This is a genomic window from Alicyclobacillus dauci, from assembly GCF_026651605.1.
GTDB classification, from domain to species: domain Bacteria; phylum Bacillota; class Bacilli; order Alicyclobacillales; family Alicyclobacillaceae; genus Alicyclobacillus; species Alicyclobacillus dauci.
Map to the genome: position 1 here is coordinate 1,182,427 of NZ_CP104064.1, position 21,728 is coordinate 1,204,154.

Annotated in this window: 18 protein-coding genes; 16 read left to right on the plus strand and 2 right to left on the minus strand. The window is 53.7% G+C overall.

Features of this window, described 5'->3' with window-relative positions; all coding sequences use genetic code 11:
• The first annotated feature begins 5 nt into the window (after nucleotides 1–5).
• The 11 genes from NZD86_RS05815 to NZD86_RS05865 all read left to right on the plus strand — a co-directional run bounded on the left by NZD86_RS05815 (nucleotide 6) and on the right by NZD86_RS05865 (nucleotide 13,729).
• On the plus strand, nucleotides 6–1,448 hold the full coding sequence (locus NZD86_RS05815; RefSeq protein WP_268045548.1) for an aldehyde dehydrogenase family protein: 1,443 nt from the start codon (nucleotides 6–8) through the stop codon (nucleotides 1,446–1,448).
• A 44-nt stretch (nucleotides 1,449–1,492) separates the two neighbouring features.
• Entirely contained in the window at nucleotides 1,493–2,638 is a 1,146-nt protein-coding gene (locus tag NZD86_RS05820; protein WP_268045549.1) for an iron-containing alcohol dehydrogenase, read from the plus strand.
• 24 nt (nucleotides 2,639–2,662) lie between these two features.
• On the plus strand, nucleotides 2,663–4,177 hold the full coding sequence (locus NZD86_RS05825; RefSeq protein WP_268045550.1) for a class I adenylate-forming enzyme family protein: 1,515 nt from the start codon (nucleotides 2,663–2,665) through the stop codon (nucleotides 4,175–4,177).
• A 24-nt stretch (nucleotides 4,178–4,201) separates the two neighbouring features.
• Entirely contained in the window at nucleotides 4,202–5,020 is an 819-nt protein-coding gene (locus NZD86_RS05830; RefSeq protein WP_268045551.1) for a helix-turn-helix domain-containing protein, read from the plus strand.
• Between the two features lie 78 nt (nucleotides 5,021–5,098).
• A complete protein-coding gene (locus tag NZD86_RS05835) occupies nucleotides 5,099–7,531 on the plus strand; it encodes a xanthine dehydrogenase family protein molybdopterin-binding subunit (protein ID WP_268045552.1) in 2,433 nt (810 codons plus the stop codon).
• Complete coding sequence (locus NZD86_RS05840) at nucleotides 7,528–7,980, plus strand: SRPBCC family protein (protein WP_268045553.1); 453 nt, start codon at nucleotides 7,528–7,530, stop codon at nucleotides 7,978–7,980. The genes NZD86_RS05835 and NZD86_RS05840 overlap by 4 nt, the downstream gene beginning before the upstream one ends.
• 30 nt (nucleotides 7,981–8,010) lie before the next feature.
• Nucleotides 8,011–8,895: an FAD binding domain-containing protein gene (locus NZD86_RS05845; protein ID WP_268045554.1), complete on the plus strand. Its 885-nt coding sequence runs from the start codon at nucleotides 8,011–8,013 to the stop codon at nucleotides 8,893–8,895.
• On the plus strand, nucleotides 8,892–9,389 hold the full coding sequence (locus tag NZD86_RS05850) for a (2Fe-2S)-binding protein (protein ID WP_268045555.1): 498 nt from the start codon (nucleotides 8,892–8,894) through the stop codon (nucleotides 9,387–9,389). The genes NZD86_RS05845 and NZD86_RS05850 overlap by 4 nt, the downstream gene beginning before the upstream one ends.
• 2 nt (nucleotides 9,390–9,391) lie before the next feature.
• On the plus strand, nucleotides 9,392–10,957 hold the full coding sequence (locus NZD86_RS05855) for a class I adenylate-forming enzyme family protein (RefSeq protein ID WP_268045556.1): 1,566 nt from the start codon (nucleotides 9,392–9,394) through the stop codon (nucleotides 10,955–10,957).
• Nucleotides 10,954–11,766: an enoyl-CoA hydratase/isomerase family protein gene (locus tag NZD86_RS05860; RefSeq protein ID WP_268045557.1), complete on the plus strand. Its 813-nt coding sequence runs from the start codon at nucleotides 10,954–10,956 to the stop codon at nucleotides 11,764–11,766. The genes NZD86_RS05855 and NZD86_RS05860 overlap by 4 nt, the downstream gene beginning before the upstream one ends.
• 190 nt (nucleotides 11,767–11,956) lie before the next feature.
• Nucleotides 11,957–13,729 carry an adenine deaminase C-terminal domain-containing protein gene (locus NZD86_RS05865; RefSeq protein ID WP_268045558.1) on the plus strand — a complete coding sequence of 591 codons (1,773 nt, stop codon included), beginning with the start codon at nucleotides 11,957–11,959 and terminating at the stop codon, nucleotides 13,727–13,729.
• Nucleotides 13,730–14,135: 406 nt separating this feature from the next.
• Here the strand turns inward: NZD86_RS05865 and NZD86_RS05870 are convergent, their stop codons facing one another.
• Together NZD86_RS05870 and NZD86_RS05875 are read right to left on the minus strand one after the other, a co-directional pair.
• Nucleotides 14,136–15,398, minus strand: coding sequence for an erythromycin esterase family protein (locus NZD86_RS05870; protein WP_268045559.1), 1,263 nt, complete (start codon nucleotides 15,396–15,398; stop codon nucleotides 14,136–14,138).
• A 171-nt stretch (nucleotides 15,399–15,569) separates the two neighbouring features.
• The gene (locus NZD86_RS05875; RefSeq protein ID WP_268045561.1) at nucleotides 15,570–17,294 is read right to left on the minus strand and encodes an ABC transporter substrate-binding protein; all 1,725 of its coding nucleotides are present in this window, start codon (nucleotides 17,292–17,294) and stop codon (nucleotides 15,570–15,572) included.
• Between the two features lie 424 nt (nucleotides 17,295–17,718).
• On the opposite strand from NZD86_RS05875, the gene NZD86_RS05880 reads away from it, so the two are divergent.
• The 5 genes from NZD86_RS05880 to NZD86_RS05900 are packed head-to-tail and all read left to right on the plus strand — an operon-like array spanning nucleotide 17,719 to nucleotide 21,676.
• Entirely contained in the window at nucleotides 17,719–18,495 is a 777-nt protein-coding gene (locus NZD86_RS05880; protein ID WP_268045562.1) for an enoyl-CoA hydratase/isomerase family protein, read from the plus strand.
• A 46-nt stretch (nucleotides 18,496–18,541) separates the two neighbouring features.
• Entirely contained in the window at nucleotides 18,542–19,429 is an 888-nt protein-coding gene (locus NZD86_RS05885) for a 3-hydroxyacyl-CoA dehydrogenase family protein (protein WP_268045563.1), read from the plus strand.
• Nucleotides 19,419–20,573: an acyl-CoA dehydrogenase family protein gene (locus NZD86_RS05890; protein ID WP_268045564.1), complete on the plus strand. Its 1,155-nt coding sequence runs from the start codon at nucleotides 19,419–19,421 to the stop codon at nucleotides 20,571–20,573. The genes NZD86_RS05885 and NZD86_RS05890 overlap by 11 nt, the downstream gene beginning before the upstream one ends.
• A gap of 39 nt (nucleotides 20,574–20,612) precedes the next feature.
• Entirely contained in the window at nucleotides 20,613–21,404 is a 792-nt protein-coding gene (locus tag NZD86_RS05895; RefSeq protein ID WP_268045565.1) for an IclR family transcriptional regulator, read from the plus strand.
• Entirely contained in the window at nucleotides 21,401–21,676 is a 276-nt protein-coding gene (locus NZD86_RS05900; RefSeq protein WP_268045566.1) for a hypothetical protein, read from the plus strand. Before NZD86_RS05895 ends, NZD86_RS05900 begins: the two co-directional genes overlap by 4 nt.
• Nucleotides 21,677–21,728: the final 52 nt, after the last annotated feature.

Consider the following 21,728-nt stretch of genomic DNA (forward strand, 5'->3'; position numbering starts at 1 on the left):
CCGAGTTGTACAGGATATACGGCAATTTTATCGATGGTCAGTGGCAGACGTCGATCAGTCAGAAACTGCTCGATTCAATCAATCCAGCGACAGGGGAAGTCGTCGCGCACACGCAAGATTCCACGGTTGCGGACGTTGACCGTGCTGTCACGAGCGTTCGATCCGCCTTTCAAACAACCGACTGGGGCAAAAACTCGCACCGTCGAGCTGCGGCCCTGGCCAAGTGGGCGGACGCGATCGACGAACACGCGAACGACCTAGCAGCGTTCTTGACAGCTGAGAACGGCAAGCCAATACGAGAGGCGCGGGTTGAAATACAGGGCTGCTCCGACTCTCTTCGCTATTACTCGGGTATGGCTCGCAACGTGTTTGGGCGAACATTTCAGCCTGCTGCGGACAATATGGGCTTCATCACGAGGGAGCCCGTCGGCGTGGTGGCTATGATCACGCCATGGAATTGGCCAGCCCTACTGCTATTCCGAGACCTGGCGCCAGCGCTGGCCGCGGGCAATGGTGTAGTGGTGAAACCGGCGGATCGGACTGGAGCCATCACGGCTCGTTTCTTTGAACTGCTGGAGGGAATTGACGAGTTTTCACAGGGTATTCTCGCGCTTGTGACCGGACGGGGTGCGACTGTTGGCAACGCCTTGGTGGAACACCGAGGGACTGACATGATCTGCTTCACGGGAAGCACCCAAGTCGGCGTCCAAATCATGCAGACAGCGGCTCGACAAGTCAAGAAAGTTGCCCTGGAATTGGGCGGAAAATCGCCGAACATCGTATTTGACGACGCCGATTTAGAGAAGGCAATCACGACGTCCTGCAGGTCCTTGTTTATGACCTCTGGCCAAATTTGCATGGCCGGTTCACGTTTGCTCGTGCATGAGTCCATCTATGAAGATGCGATCCAGTTGGCCAAGGCCTATGCGGAACAGCTCGAAGTCGGCGACGGGGCATTGGAAACGACGGACATGGGGCCCATTATCTCTGAAACGCAAATGAGTGCCGTTCTGGCCTACATCGAGGATGGCCGCCGAGAGGGACGCGTCGTCACAGGGGGCAATCGATTATCTGGACCGCGTTACGATCACGGCTTTTTTGTCGCCCCAACCGTCATCGCGGATCTGCCGACAACATCACGTGTCATCCAAGAGGAGATTTTTGGACCTGTGCTTGCCGTGCAATCATTTCAGACCGAGCAAGAAGCCATTCAGTTGGCCAACGGCACAGCGTATGGCCTTACGGCAGGCGTCTGGGCGGAAAACCTCAGTCGGGCAATGCGAGTAGCCCGGGAGATCCAAGCAGGTACGGTGTGGGTAAACGGCTATAACCGAAATTACGCGGAGGCTGAATCGGGCGGTTTTAAGTCAAGTGGCATCGGCCGAACACGGGGAATTGATGGCCTTCTGGAATTTACTGAAGCCAAGCATATCAATATCACGTTTTAACCCGAGGTTCTACGGGCACTATGCGTTTTTTAGGAGGCTGAATGATGAATTCGTTCCAGATGTTCATTCCGACAAACGTACACTTCGGGGAGGGAAAGCTGGAGGAACTGCCGGATCACGTCAAGTCATTTCAAGCTGAGCGAGTCCTGTTGGTCACAGATTCCGGGTTAATGACAACTGGTCTCATAGATTCTATCGAACAATTGTTGCGAAATGCCGGTGTGGAAGTGGAAGTTTACGCGGACGTCGAACCAGACCCAAGCGTGGAGACTGTTCACAAGGTGGCCGAACGGTTTTCTGACATGCGCGGGGACTTGCTTTTAGCGGTTGGTGGCGGCAGTTCCATGGATACGGCGAAAGGGGCGCGGATTGTCGCTCTGCAGGGTGGACATATCCGAGACTATTCCGGATTGCAGGCAAAACCAATTCGACCGAACCGGAATATCCCTTTAATCGTCCTGCCGACAACAGCCGGTACGGGCAGTGAAGTAACATTTTTCGGTGTCTTTTCAGACTGGGAGAACAAAGTCAAAGTGACTGTCACCAGCCCGTTTCTGGCTCCAAATATCGCCATTGTCGATCCCGCTCTCACCCGCACCGTCCCATCACATATCACCGCTTCAACCGGCATCGATGTCCTCGCACACGCGGTGGAAACGTATGTGTCCCGAGCAGCCAATCCGTTTTCCGAAAAGTTGGCGGAGTCTGCTGTGGCATTGGTCGGCGAGCATCTGCGTACGGCCGTTTTCTACGGTGAAAATAGATTGGCCCGGTACAGTATGGCACAAGCGAGTTTACTGGCTGGTGTCGCGTTCAACCACTCATTTCTGGGGCTGACGCACGCCATTGCCGCAGCGGTAAGCGGCTATGCACACGTCCCGCACGGCGTGGCTATTGGACTATTGTTGCCGGCAGTCATGGATTACAATCTGCGGGCCAATCGTACGAAGTTCCGTGTCGTGTCCCGCATTCTTTCCGGAGATTCTGCCGCCACAGAGCAGGACGCACCCGTCTTGGTGCGTCAGCTAGCCATGGACATCGGTATTCCCCAGCACCTTCGGGACGTGGGCGTCACCGAGGACATGCTCGACGGGATTGCCAAAGATAGCATGCAAAGCGTTCAACTTCGTTTTAACCCGCGTCCGGCAACTGCACTTGATGTTCGAGCACTGCTTGATGGACTCTACTAATGTGTGCGATACGGGGGTGATCACGTGGACTTAGGCACACTTCTTGAATTTGCTGTTGGCCGTTCTCCTCATTCGGTGGCCATTGTGGAAGATGAGAAGCGGTATACCTACGGTGAGTTAAACGCCGAAGCAAACCGCTTGGCGTCTTCGCTTCGCAAGCTGGGGATTGGTAGACGTGATCGTGTGATGGTACTGCTCAAGAATCGAATTGAATCCGTGTGCCTCTTCTGGGCTGTGCAAAAGTTAGGCGCCATCTTTACGCCCATTAACTACCGCATGTCTGGAAAGGATGTTCAATACTGTATCAATGACGTTGAGCCCAAAGTCATTGTTTACGAGAAAGCCAGCCAGAAAGTATCCACAGAATTTCGTTTTGACGTAAGGCCCCTGCTCATCAGTGTAGGAATGGACGACGCGGACGTCGCGTATCGTGAACTGGTGGAGAAGGGCTCTCCTGAAGCGACCTGGCCTGCTTATCCTGATGACGACATCGCGGTTATGCTCTATACATCCGGGACGACAGGCAACCCAAAGGGTGTGCCTCGCTCACACAAGAACGAGTACACGGCCGCGGTCGCACACATCATTCAGAACGCATACGAACGGGATGACAGTACATTTGGTGCAATGCCGCTGCATCACACGATGGGTCTTCGTTCACTCGTCACCATGTGTATCCTGAGCGGAAAGTACGTCATCACGCCAGACTTTGACGCGGGGGTCGTACTGCGACTTCTGGCTAGCGAAAAGGTCAACGATTTGTACATGATTCCAACGATGTACCACGAGTTGTTGAAAAGTGGAGGAATACAAACATACGATTTGTCATCCCTACGGAGAATCGGCTATGCGGGCGCGCCCATGTCGGAGGGGCTCGTTCAGGAATGTCTGCGCGCGTTTAAGCCAGAACTGTTTGTGAACCACTACGGGAGTACAGAAGTGTACACCATCACAACTTGTTCGATTCCAGGTGAGAAGCCTGGGTGTGCGGGCAAGGCGGGGATCAACCAACTCGTTCGATTGGTCAATCCCAGTCTCGAAGCAGAGCCTGAGGATGTGGTAGCCCTTGGGGAGATTGGACAGGTCATCGTGCATGCAGGGTCAGACGAAGCGTTCAAGGGATATTGGAACCGCCCGGACTTAACCCGGCGTGCCATTCGCAATAACTGGTACTTTACTGGTGACCTCGGCTACTACGACGAGGACGGTGACTTGTTTGTCGTCGGGCGTGTCGATGAGATGGTCATTTCCGGTGGCGAACACATCTCGCCCTTGCAAGTCGAAAAAGTATTAGGGGCACATCCGAAGGTGCAATCGGCAGCCATTGTCGGTGAAAGCGATGAGCGCTGGGGGCAAATTGTTGTCGCCTACGTCGTTCCGAGCGATCCGTCTCTGTCCGTTGCTGAGTTGGATTCGTTCTGCAAGAACCACCGCAGTTTGTCCGCCTACGCGCGACCACGCAAATATATTTTTGTCGACAACATCCCGACAGGTCCAAACGGTAAGATATTGCGACGCGCCTTGGTCGATGCTAAATGATTCTTTACACGAGGTGGGATTAAAATGACAGATCTTCTGATTGTGGATGATGATGCGGAGTGTTGTCGGGAGATTCATGTCATGCTAGAAAACAGCCAGTACAACTATTTGACGACCACAGTGTCTACGACTGCGGAACGAGGACTTCACGTTCTGAAGCAGAGCCAGCCTGACTTGGTCCTGTTCGATATGTCCCTGCCCGATATGAGCGGCGTGGATTTTGCTAAACAGGCCATACAACTGCACCCGCAGACGTTTGCCATCGTGATCACACAACTCAAGATGTTCGATCCGGTTTATGAAGCCATCAACGCAGGCTGTTCCGGATATTTACTCAAGCCACTGTCCAAGTCTGAACTCCTGGCACTCTTCGACAGACTGTTCCAATTGCGACTACTTCGCCAGGGAAGCCAATTCAAGAAAGACGGTTCGCACGACACAAATGGCGCTGTCGATCTCGGCAACCCGATTGAAAGTGTCCTAGCGTATTTAGCTTCGCACTACCAAGAGCCCATCACCATGCAAGAAGTGGCGGAAAAGGTTTATCTCAGTCCGTCGTACTTCAGTCGGTTGTTCAAGGCGGAGATGGGAACGACATTCACCGAATACCTGACGAATTTTCGGATCAAAAAGTCAAAACTTTTATTGCGCATGACCGCATTATCAATGGATGTCGTCGCGAACAGTACAGGATTTTCCAACGCCAGTTACTTTGCGACCACATTCAAGCGCATTGACGGGCGTACCCCCAGTGATTACCGGGCGTTGTTTTCGAATTTTAAGGACGATCATGGGGCTCCGGAAGTGAGCATCAAAACAAAAGCGCTTACAAGCGGATCTTGAAACTGGAATACAACTACCTCTCCTATAATTTAATTAAGAAGTTGAAATCATTTGCATATTCGGAGAGGAGGAGAATGCATGGACACACAGTACATTGGCCGGCCCATGGAGCGGGTGGAAGATGCGCGTTTGACGTCAGGTCAAGGTTCGTTTATGGAGGACATGAGTCCGGTTGCGGGCGTTCATCACGTGGCGATTTTACGCAGCCCTTATCCGCACGCCAAAATCAAACGCATCTGCACGGACGACGCTGAGCAATTGCGTGGCGTAAAGGGTATTGTCACAGGCGCAGATATTGCGGCAATGCTGCGGCCATTCCCGGTTGGCGTGACGGTCGACGTTGCGTACTATCCTCTGGCAGTAGATAAGGTCCGCTATGTTGGCGAACCAGTTGCTGTCGTCGTGGCAAAGAACCGTTACATCGCCGAAGACGCACTGGACTTGCTTCAAGTCGAGTATGAGCCTTTGCCGGCGGTGATCGACATCGAGGAATCACTTCGTCCAGACAGCCCGATTCTGCACGAGCGGGTTGGTTCCAATATCGCGAACCGCAGGGTGTTCGACTACGGTGACTCTGAAAGCGCTTTTAAAGAAGCGGATTTCATTCTAAAAGATAAGTTTGCGTTTCCGAAGTTTAGTGCCACGCCAGTTGAAACGTACGGCGTTATCGCGAAATACGAGCAAAGCACGGACAGTTACACCATATGGTCCAATTTCCACGGACCGTTTACCATGCAGTCGGTCATGTGCGCAGCGCTGCAAGTGCCGGGGAACCGCCTGCGCGTTGTCGTGCCGAAGGATGTTGGCGGCAGTTACGGCATCAAGTCTGGTGTGTTTCCCTACATGGTCCTGATGGCGGCTGTTTCAAAGAAGACGGGGCTCGCTGTCAAATGGATTGAAGACCGGCAGGAACATCTGTCTGCCAGCTCTAGCGGAACCGACAGGGTGACCTGGATCGAAGCGGCAGTTCGCAAGGACGGGACCGTCCTTGGTTTGAAGATGAAGATGGTCGACAATGTGGGTGCATATATCCGCGCACCCGAACCGGCCTGTCTCTACCGGATGCACTCGGCCAGCACAGGAGCATATCGGATTCAAAACTTGCACATGGAAACAATCGCCGTGATGACGAACAAGAGTCCAACCGGGTTGATTCGCGGATACGGCGGGCCTCAATTTTACTTCCCGTTGGAGCGAATCATGCAGCAAATCGCTTTTCAACTGGATCTCGATCCGGCCGATGTCATCCGCAAGAACCTGATCCGGACGGACGAGTTCCCATACACCACGGCCACTGGCGGCATATACGACAGCGGCGATTACTTGAAGGCCTTCGAGCAGGCTCTGGAGACAGCGGACTACCTCGGTTTTCGAGAGCGGCAAAAAGAGGCGCGTGCGAAGGGCAGGTATGTTGGCGTGGGACTGGCTTGCGTGGTGGAGCCGTCGGGATCGAATATGGGTTACATCACGCTAGCCTTAACGCCTGAAGAACGAGCGAAGTCGCTGCCGAAATCGGGGTGTACGGAGGGCGCTACGGTTGCCATCGATCCGTCCGGTTCCATCAGTGTTCGCATCAGCACGGTCCCCACTGGACAAGGTCACGAAACGGTGGCAGCACAGATTGTCGCCGACGTTCTCGGTGTAGCGCCGTCTACCGTCAAAGTGGTTGCGGAGATGGATACCTTGACGAGTCCGTGGTCCGTGGCATCTGGGAGTTACTCCAGTCGATTCGCACCGATTGGTTCCAGCGCCGTTTACGAGGCGGCACGAAAAGTTCGCGACAAGCTGCTCAACATCGCCGCTCCGCTGCTCGAAGCAGAAGTGGACGAATTGATGGTAGGCGACGGGAAGGTGTTTGTCCGCGGGCAATCTGAACGTCAAATCTCTTTGCGCAGATTGGTCGGTTCTGCCCATTGGAACCCGGAAGGTTTGCCGGACGGCATGGAACCGGGCGTGTACGAAACGGCATTCTTCACATTGGAGACGTCAAAGTCCCCGACTCCGGACGATAAGGTGAATGGTTCCGCGACATATGGCTTCGTGGCGGACGCGGTAACGGTGGAAGTGGACCCGGAAACGGGCGAGATCGAGATCCTGGATTACATCACCATTCACGACGCAGGAAAATTGCTCAATCCGCTCATCGTCAATGGCCAAATCATGGGCGGTTTGGTGCACGGCCTGGGTGGAGCCATGTTCGAAGAACTCGCCTACGACGAAAACGGGCAGTTTTTAACAGGTTCGTTTATGGACTACTTGTGTCCAACGGCTACGGAAATTCCGCCCGTGACCATCCGACACCTGGAGACGCCGTCCCCTATTACACCACTTGGTGCGAAAGGACTGGGAGAAGGAAACACGATGAGCGCTCCGGCGGCCATTGCCAATGCCGTGTCCGACGCACTCCGACCCCTCGGTGTCAGTATCACCGCTTTACCGCTATCGCCAAGTCGCATTTGGGAGGCCATACAGGGATCTGAAATCCGGGAATTGGAGGAGGAGCTCATATGAACGGTTCGGGAAGTGTGTTGCTCAGCGGATCGATTGAACAGGTCTGGTCAAAGATCTTGGACCCGAACGTCCTGGCGAAATGCATCATTGGTTGTGAGTCGATGGAACCGCTTGAAGACAACAAGTATCACGCCAACATTTCCATTGGTATAGCTGCGGTGAAAGGCAAGTACGATGCCATAATCCAACTGGCAGACATCAAGCCGCACGAGGGGTACAAACTGATCGTCCACGGCGAAGGAGCGCCTGGTCATGTCGATGCTGAAGGGGTCATTGAGTTGACTGAATCGGATGGAAAAACGACGTTGACCTACAGTTATACTGCCGCAGCCGGAGGGAAAATCGCCGGCATTGGGCAACGCATGTTAGGCGGTGTGGCAAAGCTCATTATCGGTGATTTCTTCAAGCGTCTAAAAAAAGAAATTGAACTTTCTGAGCGCTCTGCGTGATGCGTTCGAGAGCGCGGGGAGGTGACCCACATGAAACCAGCACCCTTTGATTACTACCGCCCGGATACCTTGGAGGAGGCACTTGAGTTACTTGCGCAACACGGAAGTGAGGGCAAGTTGCTTGCTGGCGGGCAAAGTTTGCTCCCCATTTTGAATATGCGGTTGTCTGTCCAGGGATGTCTCATCGATATCAATCACCTCAAGGATTTGGCCTACATTCGCCTGGAAGACGGCTGGTTGCACATCGGTGCGCTGACGCGCCAACGCGACTTGGAAAAGTCAGATTTGGTTCGAGCCCATGCACCACTGATAGCAGAAGCTGTCCCGTTTATCGGTCATGTTCAAACGCGCAACCGCGGCACCGTGGGCGGTAGCCTCGTCCATGCCGATCCCACAGCGGAGTTGCCGCTGTCCTTTCTGGCGTTAGATGGCGTGGCCGTGATCGAAAGTGCCGAAGGCAAGCGGGAAGTGGCATTGCAGGACTTTTTCGTGACTTATTTGACGACCGATGTAGCGACAGATGAGCTCTTGACCGAGGTCAAAATTCCCGTGAACACGGTTCCCCGAGGCTATGCCTTCACGGAATTCAGTCGTCGACACGGTGATTTTGCCATGGTGGACGCAGGCTGCGTATTGGGTGTGGACCCCGACCATCGCGTTACATCGACTCGCCTGGTCATTGGCGGCGTCGATGCCGTTCCGGTTGTCGTGGATTCAGTGGCGGAGCTCTTACAGGGCCAGAAGTTGTCAGAGTCACTGCTGGATGAACTAAGCCTCCTGGCCTGCGACAACATTGATCCTGAAGGTGATCTGCACGGCTCCCGCGAGTATCGGATGAACTTGGCCCGTGTTTACGTCAAAAAGGCTGTACGGACAGCGTATCTTCGAGCCAGCGGAAGGGAGGAACTGGAATGATTCAGGCGTTGTCTCAGAGTACTATCGAAATCCAACTGACGGTGAACGGCAAGTTATACCGGGAAGAAGTGGAGGCGCGCAAGTTGTTGAGCGACTTTCTGCGCGATGACTGCGGGTTGACCGGTACTCACGTCGGCTGTGAACACGGTGTTTGTGGTACTTGCACGGTGCTCGTCAACGGATCGGCCGTGCGGAGCTGTTTAATGTTGGCTGTACAGGCCGACGGAGCTGAGATCACGACGGTCGAAGGGCTTGCACAGAGTGAACTCGGTCGACGGCTCCAACAAGCTTTCTCGGAGTGTCACGCACTTCAATGCGGATTTTGCACACCTGGGATTCTCATGTCAGCATCCGAGTTTCTCCAATCGGGAGAAAAGCGATCGACTGAAGAAACGAGAGAGATGCTATCCGGACACTTGTGCCGATGTACGGGTTACATCAGTATCGTGGAAGCCATCCGGAAGACGAATGACTGGTCTATGGGAGGTGAGTAACCGTGGACTTGGGAACACTGTTTGAGTTTGCGGTAGAACGTCATCCCAACCACGAAGCAGTGGTTCAGGATGACATTCGGCTCTCGTACAGAGAGTTGAATGATGAAGCAAATCGGATTGCGAGCGGGTTACAAACGCTCGGCATCGGCAAAGGCGACAGGCTTCTCCTCGTCCTCAAGAACCGCATTGAAATGGTTGTGCTGTACTGGGCGATTCAGAAACTGGGTGCTATCTTCACGCCGATTAACTTCCGCTTATCTCTTGAGGAAGTAGAATACTGCATGCGTGATTCGCAAGCAAAGGCGGTTATCTACGAACCGGCCAGTGAGCAGGCAGTAACCCAAGCGATGAAAGACGTCGATACCATTCGCATAGGACTCTGCGGTGCAAGCGGGGCAAACGTGAGCTTTGATGATTTGCGAAAGCGTGGGACGGATCGGCCGGATCGCAGTGCAATTCAGGCTAGCGATGTCTGCCTCATGTTGTACACGTCGGGTACAACTGGAGGACGTCCAAAAGGTGTGCCTCGAACGCATGAGAACGAGTATGGTGCCGCCGTGGCGCACATCATTCAGAATCAGTACAGAACAGCTGAGAGTACGCTTGGTGTGATGCCTTTGTACCACACGATGGGTATGAGGTCGCTTCTGTCGATGGCGTTCATCAATGGGAAAATTGTCATGACGCCCGATTACGACGCGACATCGATTCTGAACATTCTCCAGGCAGAGAATATTTCGTGTATATATCTCGTACCAACCATTATTCACGATATTGTCAATCACCAAAGTTTCGCCGACTACGACTTGTCATCGCTCAAGAAACTTGGCTACGCGGGTGCAGCGATGACCAAGGCATTGACAGAACAGTGCTTCGAACGGTTGCGGCCGGAAGTGTTCGTCAACCACTACGGATCGACCGAAGTGTATACGTATTCGATTTGCAACTACCTTGATAGAAAACCAAGTTGCGCCGGAAAGCCGGGCTTTCATCAAAGGTTGCGCGTAGTGGTAGCCGATCCAAACGGCACCAGCAAGCCCACCGATGTCGTACCTGTGGGGGTGCCCGGTGAGATTATCGTCGACACCAGATCCATCGAATCGTTTCAGGGATATTGGAACAGGCGCGACGCAACTGAATTCGCCATTCGGGATGGTTGGTACTTTACGGGAGATATGGGACTCCTCGATGAAGACGGAGACCTTTATGTCCTTGGGCGCGTAGACGACATGATCATTTCCGGCGGGGAGAATATTCACCCGCTCGAGGTGGAAGACGTGTTGGCCAAACATCCGAAAGTGTCGGAAGTGGCCGTTGTGGGTCTACCAGATGACAGGTGGGGACAGGTTGTCACGGCCTATGTGGTGGCCAGGGATCAGTCGCTTACCGCGTCCGAACTGGACGAATACTGCAAGATGAGCCCCAGTCTCTCCAACTTTAAACGGCCCCGGAAATATCATTTTGTCGACGCGCTGCCGAAGAGTGCGGTGGGTAAAATGCTGCGGCGGAAGCTGCGCGATGAAGCTGTACAAAACCAATTGAACACAAGGGAGAGTGTATCGTCATGACAACAACAACAACAAATGTGGAGATTTTACAGGGAGACTGGGATCATCTTCGGGTAGAAAAACGCCGGGATAGGAAAACGGCGACTGTGGTGCTGGATAGACCGGAGAAAATGAACACCCTCAGCTATATTGCACGGGCACATTTAAACGATATTTTTGACTTGCTGAATCGCGATGATGAGGTGCACGTGATCATCTTGAAAGGTGAAGGAGACAGGGCGTTTACGTCCGGCGGGACCATTGTCCAGTTTATGGAGCGTCATCCCGAAGAACTGTCCGTGCTGCACAAAAATGTCGCTGCACCCGAGCGGTCTCCGAAGCCGGTCATCGCTCAACTCCAGGGCTACACATTTGGTGTCGGGCTGGAAATTGCCATGGCGTGCGACTTCCGGGTTGCGTCGGAAACGACACTCTTGGCCTTGCCGGAACTGCGTCTCGGTATGATTCCGGGAAGCGGGGGAACACAGCGCATTGCTCGGATGGTCGGCCTTGGCAGGGCCAAGGACATGATTATGCGTGCTCGCCGTATTCCCGCAAAAGAAGCGCTGGACTGGGGTCTGCTCACGATGGTCGTACCGCAAGACGAACTGGAATCCGCCGTGGATAGCCTAGTAGACGAACTGCTCCAGTTTTCACCCCTTGCTACGAGGGTGCTGAAGCAGGTACTCAATGCATCCCAAGAAGGATCCCTTCAGAGCGGTCTGGAAATTGAAGGATACGCATACGGGATGCTGCGGAGTACCGCCGATTTCAAAGAAGGCGTAGAGGCGTTCGCCGAAAAGCGCAAACCAAACTTTACGGGTGAATAAGATATAAGCGACACGAATGTTCCAACGTCGTACAAATGGTACACAAAAGAGAGGATGTTCTCGCAACTCTACCTCGGCGTTTGCTAACGCCAAGGCATGACGTTGGAGAAGATCCTCTCTTCTCTCTTGTGTACAATAAGGGCAATCATTGTATGCAATTCATTTTTATATATAGGGAGGGAATCGCGATATGACAACGAGAGTCCGACCGATGACGCGTGAACAGTACGCGAATCTCATCGCCGTTTCCAGGTTTCGCAAGCCCGCTACCGTGTGGATCCGGGATGCCAAGGTGCTGCAGGTCTATACGGGCGAGATCGAACGGCTGAATGTCGCACTTTGGGACAAGTGGATTGCCTATGTCGGTGAACGATCACCGATGGTAGATGACGACACACAGATCATCGACGCGGCGCAGTATTACCTCGTACCCGGTTACATCGAGCCGCATGCACACTCTTTTCAAGGATATAATCCGAAAACGCTGGCTGACTTCGCGGCTGTTCGTGGAACAACACTGCTCATTCAAGACAACCTGCCCTTCTTTTTAAATCTGGATCAAACTCAGATGGAGTCCGTATTTGCGGAAATGTCCGATTTTCCAGTGAAACACTACTGGTGGTGTCGTCTCGATCCGCAAATCAAACAAGAAGAAGCCCAACTGAAATTCACGATGGAGCGAGTGGAACAGACGCTTTCTCACCCGCTGGTCTTACAGGCAGGGGAACTGACCTTCTGGAAAGACTTGATTGACGCTGACGAAACAATGGCCGACAGAGGATGGCGTGCCAGGGAGTCGGGCAAGCGGCTGGAGACACACAATCCCGGCGCCTCCCCGGCAACGCTCAACGCAGTGGCGGCTGCGGGGGCGACTGCGTGCCACGAGAGCATTTCTGCCAAGGATGTGCTAGAACGAGTCCGACTGGGATACCACGCCGCACTTCGACATTCTTCCATCCGCCCGGACTTGTATGAGATTGTCCGCGGCTTGCTCGCTGAGGGATTCACGGCGTGGGATAGGGTGTCTTTTACGACCGACGGTTCGCCGCCGTTTTTCTTGCGAGATGGCTTGATCGATGCGTGCGTGCGCATTGCCATCGAAGCGGGATTGGACCCCGCTATCGCCTATCGCGTGGCGACGTTGAATGTGGCCGTGTATTACGGATTGGATGCGGAACTGGGGGGCATCAGTCCGGGGCGGATCGCGGATATTCTGTTTCTTGAGGACTTACGCAACCCAATGCCTGTAAAGGTGATGACAGACGGACGCCTCGTCGCGGAGGACGGGAGACTGGCAGTGGGCTCACCGGATGTCGACTGGACGGCACTCGGGTGTCAAACGAAGCCCATGTTCACGCATTCCGCGCGTAGCGAATGGTTCGAGGTGGGCGTATCGAACGGACAGGCACCTGTGATGGAATATGTAAATGCCGTGATCACGCGCTATCGAACCAGGGAATTGCCAACCATTCCTGGCCGCACGCAGTTGATGGAAGGGTGCGGGTGCATGTATAGCGCGCTGTTGAGTCGCACGGGTGAGTGGATCACGACGTCCCTCGTCGCAGGCTTTGGGGAATTTGACGCACTTGCCACAACCTACACGTTGAGTGGCGATTTGGTGGTACTGGGACGTGATCCGGAGCAAATGGCACTGGCCGTGAATCGCGTTCGCGACAGCGGCGGGGGGATTACGCTATTCCACGGGGGAGAATGCTTGTATGAATTGTCCCTTCCCCTGCTTGGGACGATGAGTCGGTTGAGCATGGACCAACTCATTGAGGAAACATCGCGTTTTGTCGAGTTGATGGTTGGGTTTGGCTATACGCATGCCGATCCGCTCTATTCCTTGCTATTCATGTCCGCCACCCATCTCCCTTCGATCCGGCTGGCACCAGAGGGCCTCCTCGAGGTGAAGTCCGGCCGAGTTCTGGCCAAATCGCGACGCCTAAGGGGCGGACATTAGGGGCTCGGTGTTCGGGGGAATGTGCCGCATAGGGACCTCGACGGGCGCTGGGCCCGCGGCTGATGTTGGCGGTGGGTGGACGGACGGCGGTTCTCGATTTCGTAAGGTATCCTTGTTCAGCTGTCGCCTCTTCCACTGGCGCCAACTGCGCAACAAGAAACCAAGAGACCTTTATGTACCATTGATCACCCCTCGGACTCCCGATATTGGCTGTATAACGGTGCTGATTTCCGTTCCTGGCTGACAGGTGAGCGGGGCCAAATTGGTAGGGTAATGTGGGTCCGCTAATCCCCACGTTTAGATTGCGGTCTGGGTTGTCCGGTGGCCCGATATAACCCAGCCCGACTGCCCGCCCCCCCAGCCTCCGTGCGCCTCACGCGCTCTCCCCCCAGCCGCCCCGCCGTCATCACACCTCAACCCGAGCCAGCTCGATCGGACGCAGCGCCTGCGTCTCTTCCACGAATACGAAGGCGTCATACCGGCGGTGCATGATCGTCGGGACATAATTCCCGCGTTCATCGAGTGGTTCATAGACGACGCCGATGGCGCGGTGTGGGAGTGGGTCGTCGAGCGACCAATCGCGGTCTTTGAACAGCAGGAGTTGGTTAAAGTCCCCGGCCCGATGCATGAGGTCTTCCCAACTGCCGGGCTGGGCGTTTGGCACGGGCATGACTTGCATGGGCGCACCCCATTCACTGCCAGCGATCACGGTGCCACGATGTGTGCCGAAGCCAATGGGGAACACTTCTTCTGTCCCGTGGCGTTCCCGGAGCAATTGTCCGACGTTGACCATTCCTTCGTCGATCATGTCCGTAAAACGAGCATCCCCGATGTGCGTATTGTGTTCCCAGACGATGCACTTGGCATTGTCGCCGTGGAACGCCATGATGCGCTCGAGCGCTTTGACCATATGCGTATCGCGAACGTTCCATGATTCAGGGCCCGGATGGAACATCGCTCGGTAGTACCGCTCGGCATTCAACGTGACCATGGCATTGAGGTCGAGTGCCATCGTCGACTCGGGGTGGGAGGGGTCGTGTTGGCGGTGTGATCGCAGTTCCAGAAGGGCTTTGACGACTTCGTCCTCGCAGTGTTCGGACATGTATGTTGCAGACAGTCCATACGTCTGTGCATTGCGGCCGTACGGTTCGAAACACGAAAATGCTTTTTTGACATCTTCCAGTTCTGGGGCCTGTATCCGCTCAAGATGTTTGACGATTTCGTCCATGGACTCCCACAGGCTGTACATGTCGATTCCGTAGAACCCGACTTGACGGTTGCTACCACGAGGCGAATTCTCTACTTTCATCCACTCAAGGAAACTGGCAATTTCCTCGTTCGCCCACATCCAAGTCGGCCAGCGCTGGAAGATTTTCATGGCCTGTTTGGCCGTGCTCGGTGTGTTTTTGTCTCCCTTGACGTATCGGTTCAAGGCAAAGCAAGAGGGGAAGTCTCCCTCGACGGCGATAAACGTGAAACCGTGTTCCAGAATGAGACGCTTCGACAGTTCGGCACGAAGCCGATAAAACTCCGAAGTACCGTGAGATGCTTCACCGAGTAGGACATATTTTGAGCTTCCGATGGAGTCGATGATGGTATCGAAATCGGAAATACCATTTAACCTCATGGATGACGCTTGAATTTCGGCGATGACATTTGAGTCATTCACAGTTTTTTACCTTCTCCTGTCCATCAAAATATGTAGCGGAAATCTGTCTGTAACGTTCCCATGCTTGGCTGTCAGCAACCGCATATTCTACTCCAAGTGAAACAAAGACTGGTCAAAGCGGGACGGCGCTTCAACCAGTCTTTGTACGGAAACTTCGTGTTTAATGATGATTTACTTGGAAATTGACCAATCTGGACTGACGGGCCAGGCACCCATCGGGCCAAAGTATTTGCTTGGGATCTGAACTTTGCTGCTGTATACTTGCACGTTTTGATAGTTGAACAAGAAAATGACCGGCAGTTGCTCGTTGACAAACTTGTTGAATGCTTGGAACTGTTGCCCGCGACCTGCTTGGGTGAAGTCGGATGGCAGAGCCCACGTGTTGTAAATGAGTTTGTCAATTTCCGGATTCGAGTAATGTCCGTAGTTGCCGGGGTCTTGCGTTCCCCAAGTGCCACGTGGGTCGGGGTCAGGACCCATACTGTTGCCCATTAGCCACATGTCAATATTGGGATCGTTGTTCTGGAGATGGTTGACCAGGGTACTGAAGTCGATCGGGCTGTTTTCCACGACATCAAGACCAACTGCTTGTAGGTTTTGTTGAATTGCTGCTGCCTCCGTTGTTCCAGTTGCGCTTCCTGCTGTCGTGGCTAAGTGAAGTACGAGGGTTTTGCCGGTTTTCGGATCGATCCGCCATTGTCCCTTTTTCACATAGCCTGCTTGATCCAGCAGTTGTTCTGCTTTTTTCGGGTCGTACTTGTATTGGTTGAGCTGACTTGCTGGCGTACTTGCCCAACTGTAGCTGTCAGGTGTTGGCGAGTTGGTGGGGACAGCCATGCCCTGGAAGATGCCGTTGATGATTTGATCTCGATTGATTGCATAAGCGAGTGCCTGACGCACGCGCACGTCCGAGAGGTAAGGCTTTTTGTCCTCTAAGCCCAAAAATGCATACTCGGTGCTTGGCATCGTTGTTTCAGTGATGTCGGGATCCTTCTTCATTTTAATTTTGTCATTGGCAGAAATCCCGTTGATTGCAAAACTGAGTTGACCGCTCGCCATCAACCCTGGTTCTACATCAGGGCTGGTTTGTTCTAGAACAACCTTAGAAATATGCGGTTTCCCGCGCCAGTAGTTTGGATTGGCTTTAAACGTATCAATGGACTGTGAATTTGCAGAGACGGGAATGTACGCACCGGAGACGACAGTTGGCAGTTTGTTGTACTTCATATCCAGCCAATCTGAGAACGGGGTATCTTTTAAGATGTGGTATGGCAGTGGCGTAATGTTGGCCAAATCCGCCGTGATGAAGGCCGCGTCCGCCTGGCTTACATGAACTTTGAACTCTTTGTCGCTGACGATAGTGAAGCCGCCTGTTTCACCAAAGGATTTCGCCTGACCTTTGAGAATCTTCGACGCACCGACAATGTTGTCGACCAAATACCCGGCTTGACCTTGCATGTGAGGTCCGTTATACGCAGGTGAGGCCAAAAAGTCCATGTCGAGCAAAACGTCCTTCGACACGATAGGTTGGCCATCGGACCAATTTGCGTTCGGTTGGAGCCAGCAGGTTATGGTCTTGTGGTCGCTCGAATACTGATACTTTTGAACCAACCAAGGAACGAGTTGAAGTTTGTTGTTCACGTTGAGCAGCGGATCGAATGAAAGTTGTGTCATTGCAGCCGTGTAACCACTTGAATCCAAGTTTGGAATGAATTCATCGTTCCACTTGGTACCCTGTGCAACGGTAAGCGTACCACCGTCTGCAGGTGAGCTGTCGGCCTTTGACGACGATCCGTTGTTTGACGTTGCCGCACTGTTGTCGGCACAGCCAGCGAGTAAGAGCGCGGACGCGGCAACGACTGAAGTCGCTGTCAGCCATCCTTTAGCTTTTGCCATATAGACTGATCCCCCTATGTTTAAACATCGTATCTCTGTCCGCGGATTCCATAGCTTTTGTATGATAAGCGGACCGTTTGCTCTTCTACTGAACTCTTCATCGGATTGACTTAGTGCCCATCGAGCAAATGTGCATAAAACACATCGGCTTTATCGGTTATATGGCATTTTGCGGAGACGTCAACTTGATTTGGATATTTAAAATATCACATTGGTCTCATCGATCGGCGTTTGGATGGCCAGGTCGCACTGTTCTTCGAAGGGCTTAAATATGTGTTTGACATGTTTTATGGCCAAAAGTTATCATAATTTTATAATACGAAACATAGTTTCAAATATGAAATATAAGCATGCAAACCACTATACAGGATGCTTCCGGCCTGGCCGTATGCCGAAGAAAATTACGAGCGGAGGGAATGGATACATGACATACGATACGCTGCTTGTCGAACGTCGCGACGGCGTCGCGACAGTGACTATCAACAGGCCGGAGGTGCGCAACGCACTGTCCGCAGAAGTGGTGCGCGAGCTGCGCCAGATCCTGGGCGAGATCGCAATGGATGAAGCCGTACGTGTTGTTGTTCTCACCGGCGCAGGAGAAAAATCATTCGCCGCAGGTGCGGATATCAGCCAATTGTGGGATCGGACATTTGCTGACGCTTTGCGGGGGGAAATGCAACGCCTGTACGACGACATCGAGGATTATGAAAAACCAACTGTAGCGGCGGTGAACGGTTATGCACTGGGTGGGGGATGTGAGCTCGCCATGGCGTGCGATGTTCGCGTCGCCGCGGAGAACGCAAAGTTCGGATTGCCCGAACTGAACTTGGGGATTATCCCGGGCGCAGGCGGCACACAGCGTCTCGCACGTCTCGTTGGAAAGGGGCGTGCGCTGGAGATGATTCTCACAGGCCGCATGGTGGACGCGCGTGAAGCAGAACGAATTGGCTTGGTTTCCCACGTGACGGACGCGAGTGGACTTCTGGAAAAGGCACATGGCGTCGCGTCATCGATGATGGGGAAAGGACCAGTTGCGCTGCGTCTGGCTCGGATGGCTGTCAAGGCGGGATTGGAGACAGACCAACGGACAGGTCTCTTGATTGAGCGCTTGGCTCAAGCCGTTCTCTTCTCAACGGACGACAAAGTGGAGGGAACGTCCGCATTCCTGGAAAAGCGGACACCAAATTTTCAGGGTCGGTGAGTGTGGTTCGTTAGTCAGTAGCACACATGATGAGGAGGACGAATAGATGGCAAACGAAATTCGGAATTTGACCGTCGTTGGGTCTGGGGCGATGGGTTCACAGATCGCCATGGTCTGTGCCCTAGCTGGGCTCACTGTACATCTTGTGGATGTGGACGAGGCAGCGCTGGAGCGGGCTGAAGGCAATTTGAGTGGGTTGATGAAGAAGCGGATCGAGAAAGGGCGGCTCACAGAAGCGGCTGTACAGGGTGCATTTTCCCGGCTCACGTTTACGCCGGACTTAGCGAAAACGGTTTCTGGCACGGACTTTGTCATAGAGGCCATCGTTGAAAAGTTGGATGCAAAGCAAGATTTGTTCCGCAAACTAGATTCCTTGACACCGGCCCACACGATTCTCGCTACCAACAGTTCAACCATTGTCAGTTCCAAACTTGCAGAGGTGACCAATCGGCCTGACAAAGTATGCAACATGCACTTTTTCAACCCGGCCCTGGTCATGCAATTGGTCGAAGTGGTCCGCAACCCTGAAACGTCGCAGGCCACGGTCGATACGACGGTCGATCTCGTTCGCACCCTCGGCAAGACACCAGTCGTTCTCAACAAAGAGATCTCGGGATTTCTTGCCAATCGCATTCTCGGGAAGGTCATGGACGAAGCCATCGACCTGTACGAGGCGGGCATTGCCTCTCCAGAAGAGATTGATTTGGCCGTGACGAAGGGATTGAATCATCCCATTGGGCCGTTTGCTCTCATGGACTTGACCGGGATCGATGTGAATTACTACGTGCGGCTGGAGCGTTATAACGAGACAGGGGATGAACGAGACAAGCCGCGCAAGAGCATCGTTGAAAAGTTCGAGAAGGGAGAATTGGGACGCAAGACCGGCAAGGGTTGGTACGAGTATGAAGCAGGAGGCGAGAAGCGTGGACTTTAATCTACCAGAAGAACTTCTATTGATGAAGGAAACCATCCGCGAATTTATTGAAAATGAAGTTGAACCTGTCGCCATGCAAATTGAGGAGGAGGACCACGTTCCGGATGCCATCCTCGACAAATCAAAGAAGCTGGGCTTATTCGGATTGAGTATTCCCGAAGAGTACGGCGGTATGGGCCTGTCGATGCTCGGCAAGTGTGCTCTATTTGAAGAGATGGGAAAGACCATCAACGGTTATACGACGATTATCGGCGCACACAACGGCATTGGCTCCGTCGGCATCGTGGATTTGGCGAACGACGAGCAAAAACGGCGCTATCTGCCGAAAATGGCGACCGGCGAGTGGCTCGGGGCGTTTGCTTTGACGGAGCCACAGGCGGGATCGAATGCGGCGGCGCTGACAACCACAGCCGTCAAGAAGGGTGACAGGTACATCCTCAACGGTCAGAAAATCTACATCACGAACGCTCCGTATGCGAAAGTGTTCACGGTCATGGCCGTCACCGATCCGGCGAAGGGCGCGAAAGGCATCACATCGTTTATTGTCGAGCGAGACTTCCCCGGATTTCACGTGGGCAGCATCGAGAAGAAAATGGGCCTGCACGGCTCGCACACTGCGCAGCTATACTTTGAGGACCTTGAAGTGCCGGAAGAGAACGTGCTTGGAACGGAAGGTTCGGGCTATGTCAACGCCTTGAAGATCCTCGCCAACGGACGAGCTGGACTGGCGGCGCGTTGCCTGGGATCGTCGCAGTACTTGTTGGACCGATCCATTCGCTACGCAGCGGAACGCGAACAGTTTGGGCATCCCATCCTGGACCAGCAAGTGATCCAGCACTACTTAGCCGACATGGCCCTCGAAATTGAAACGCTGCGCTGGATGATGTACCGTGTGGCGTGGATGACTGACCAAGGTATGAATGTCATTAAGGAAGCGGCTATGCTGAAGTTGTACGGATCGGAAGTGTATAATCGGGTTGCTGACAAAGCTGTCCAAATTCACGGGGGCGTGGGCTACATCGCGGAGTACCCAATTGAGCGCTTCTATCGGGACGCACGCATCACGCGCATCTATGAGGGCACATCGGAAATTCAGAAAAACATTATTGTTTCACAATTGCGCAAGGAGTACGGGCTGAAATAGGGTAATCTTGTGAACGTTAGTCGAAGGGGGGCAGTGCGAATGGACTATCATGTTCCGTCGGTTGAATTGGCGGCGAAAATTCTCAAGCTGCTCAGCCGGTACAAATACAAAGCCTGCTCGCTTACGGAAATTGCAGCCAAACTCGAGATGAACAAAACAACCTGCTTACGCGTCTTGCGGACGCTTGAGCGGGAGGACTTCATCCGCTATGACGGAGAGACGCGCAAGTATAGCCTTGGACCGTACTTGATACCCCTTGGCAACCGGGCATCCGAACTGGTCGATCTCGTCTCCTCCGCCATCACCGAGTTGCCCACCATCGCCGAGCAAACCGGCTTCACATGTGTGCTCGTCGAAAGGCTTCGGAATGGCAAGCTGATATACATTGCCTCTGCCGAGCCACCACGGGAGGACGTGCGCATCACCGTCTCAGTTGGCCAGCAGTTTCCGGACATCGGCGCCGCATTTGGCCGCTGTTTTCTCGCTTACGACGACGAAGCACGGTGGCATGAACTGATTGCCAAGGGGCTTCCCCGGTATACGGATGACACGGTTGTTGACGGCAATGTGTTTCTGGAGCGGCTTCGCGACACACGTCAGTTGGGTTACACCGTATCCCACGGGGAGTTAACACCTGGGTTTTCGTCTATCGCGGTCCCGATTTTCAACAAATTTGGGACCGTCGAACTTGTATTAGCCGGTTTGATGGTGACATCGCAGATTTCGGAAGAGATCGAAACAAGGACGGTGCGCGTTCTCCTAGATGCATCGGAGAGACTGTCGGAATGGTACGGCTATCAGCGCCGTGCGCCGATGGAGCGGCGAGTATGACCGTGCGCCCAGCAGACGCCGGTTCGGTTCCTAATGCCATTAATGCCCTGGGCACCGGCTTCAAGACTTCTTGGGACGGAAACACACACACCTGGTCGATTACGGCTCCCAGCGTTGACGCATCGAAAATCGCAGGTGGCGTCGGTACAGGTAACACGAGCATCGTCATCAACGGTGTCACCGTGAAGAAAATCAACACCTTCTCCCATCTCGATCCCGCCGGCGGCAAGAACGCCGTTCAAACCACGTACTTTCCACTTCTACGAAAATGAAATTCTAGCTGCTATTGGCGTAAATGGTAGCTGGGACGCTTCGCAAGGTCTG

Coding starts and splice junctions, on each gene's coding strand:
- NZD86_RS05885 (WP_268045563.1), top strand. CDS start 18,542: ATGGCAAACGAAATTCGGAATTTGACCGTCGTTGGGTCTGGGGCGATG.
- NZD86_RS05880 (WP_268045562.1), top strand. CDS start 17,719: ATGACATACGATACGCTGCTTGTCGAACGTCGCGACGGCGTCGCGACA.
- NZD86_RS05875 (WP_268045561.1), bottom strand. CDS start 17,294: ATGGCAAAAGCTAAAGGATGGCTGACAGCGACTTCAGTCGTTGCCGCG.
- NZD86_RS05835 (WP_268045552.1), top strand. CDS start 5,099: ATGGACACACAGTACATTGGCCGGCCCATGGAGCGGGTGGAAGATGCG.
- NZD86_RS05865 (WP_268045558.1), top strand. CDS start 11,957: ATGACAACGAGAGTCCGACCGATGACGCGTGAACAGTACGCGAATCTC.
- NZD86_RS05830 (WP_268045551.1), top strand. CDS start 4,202: ATGACAGATCTTCTGATTGTGGATGATGATGCGGAGTGTTGTCGGGAG.
- NZD86_RS05850 (WP_268045555.1), top strand. CDS start 8,892: ATGATTCAGGCGTTGTCTCAGAGTACTATCGAAATCCAACTGACGGTG.
- NZD86_RS05860 (WP_268045557.1), top strand. CDS start 10,954: ATGACAACAACAACAACAAATGTGGAGATTTTACAGGGAGACTGGGAT.
- NZD86_RS05900 (WP_268045566.1), top strand. CDS start 21,401: ATGACCGTGCGCCCAGCAGACGCCGGTTCGGTTCCTAATGCCATTAAT.
- NZD86_RS05840 (WP_268045553.1), top strand. CDS start 7,528: ATGAACGGTTCGGGAAGTGTGTTGCTCAGCGGATCGATTGAACAGGTC.
- NZD86_RS05895 (WP_268045565.1), top strand. CDS start 20,613: ATGGACTATCATGTTCCGTCGGTTGAATTGGCGGCGAAAATTCTCAAG.
- NZD86_RS05820 (WP_268045549.1), top strand. CDS start 1,493: ATGAATTCGTTCCAGATGTTCATTCCGACAAACGTACACTTCGGGGAG.
- NZD86_RS05845 (WP_268045554.1), top strand. CDS start 8,011: ATGAAACCAGCACCCTTTGATTACTACCGCCCGGATACCTTGGAGGAG.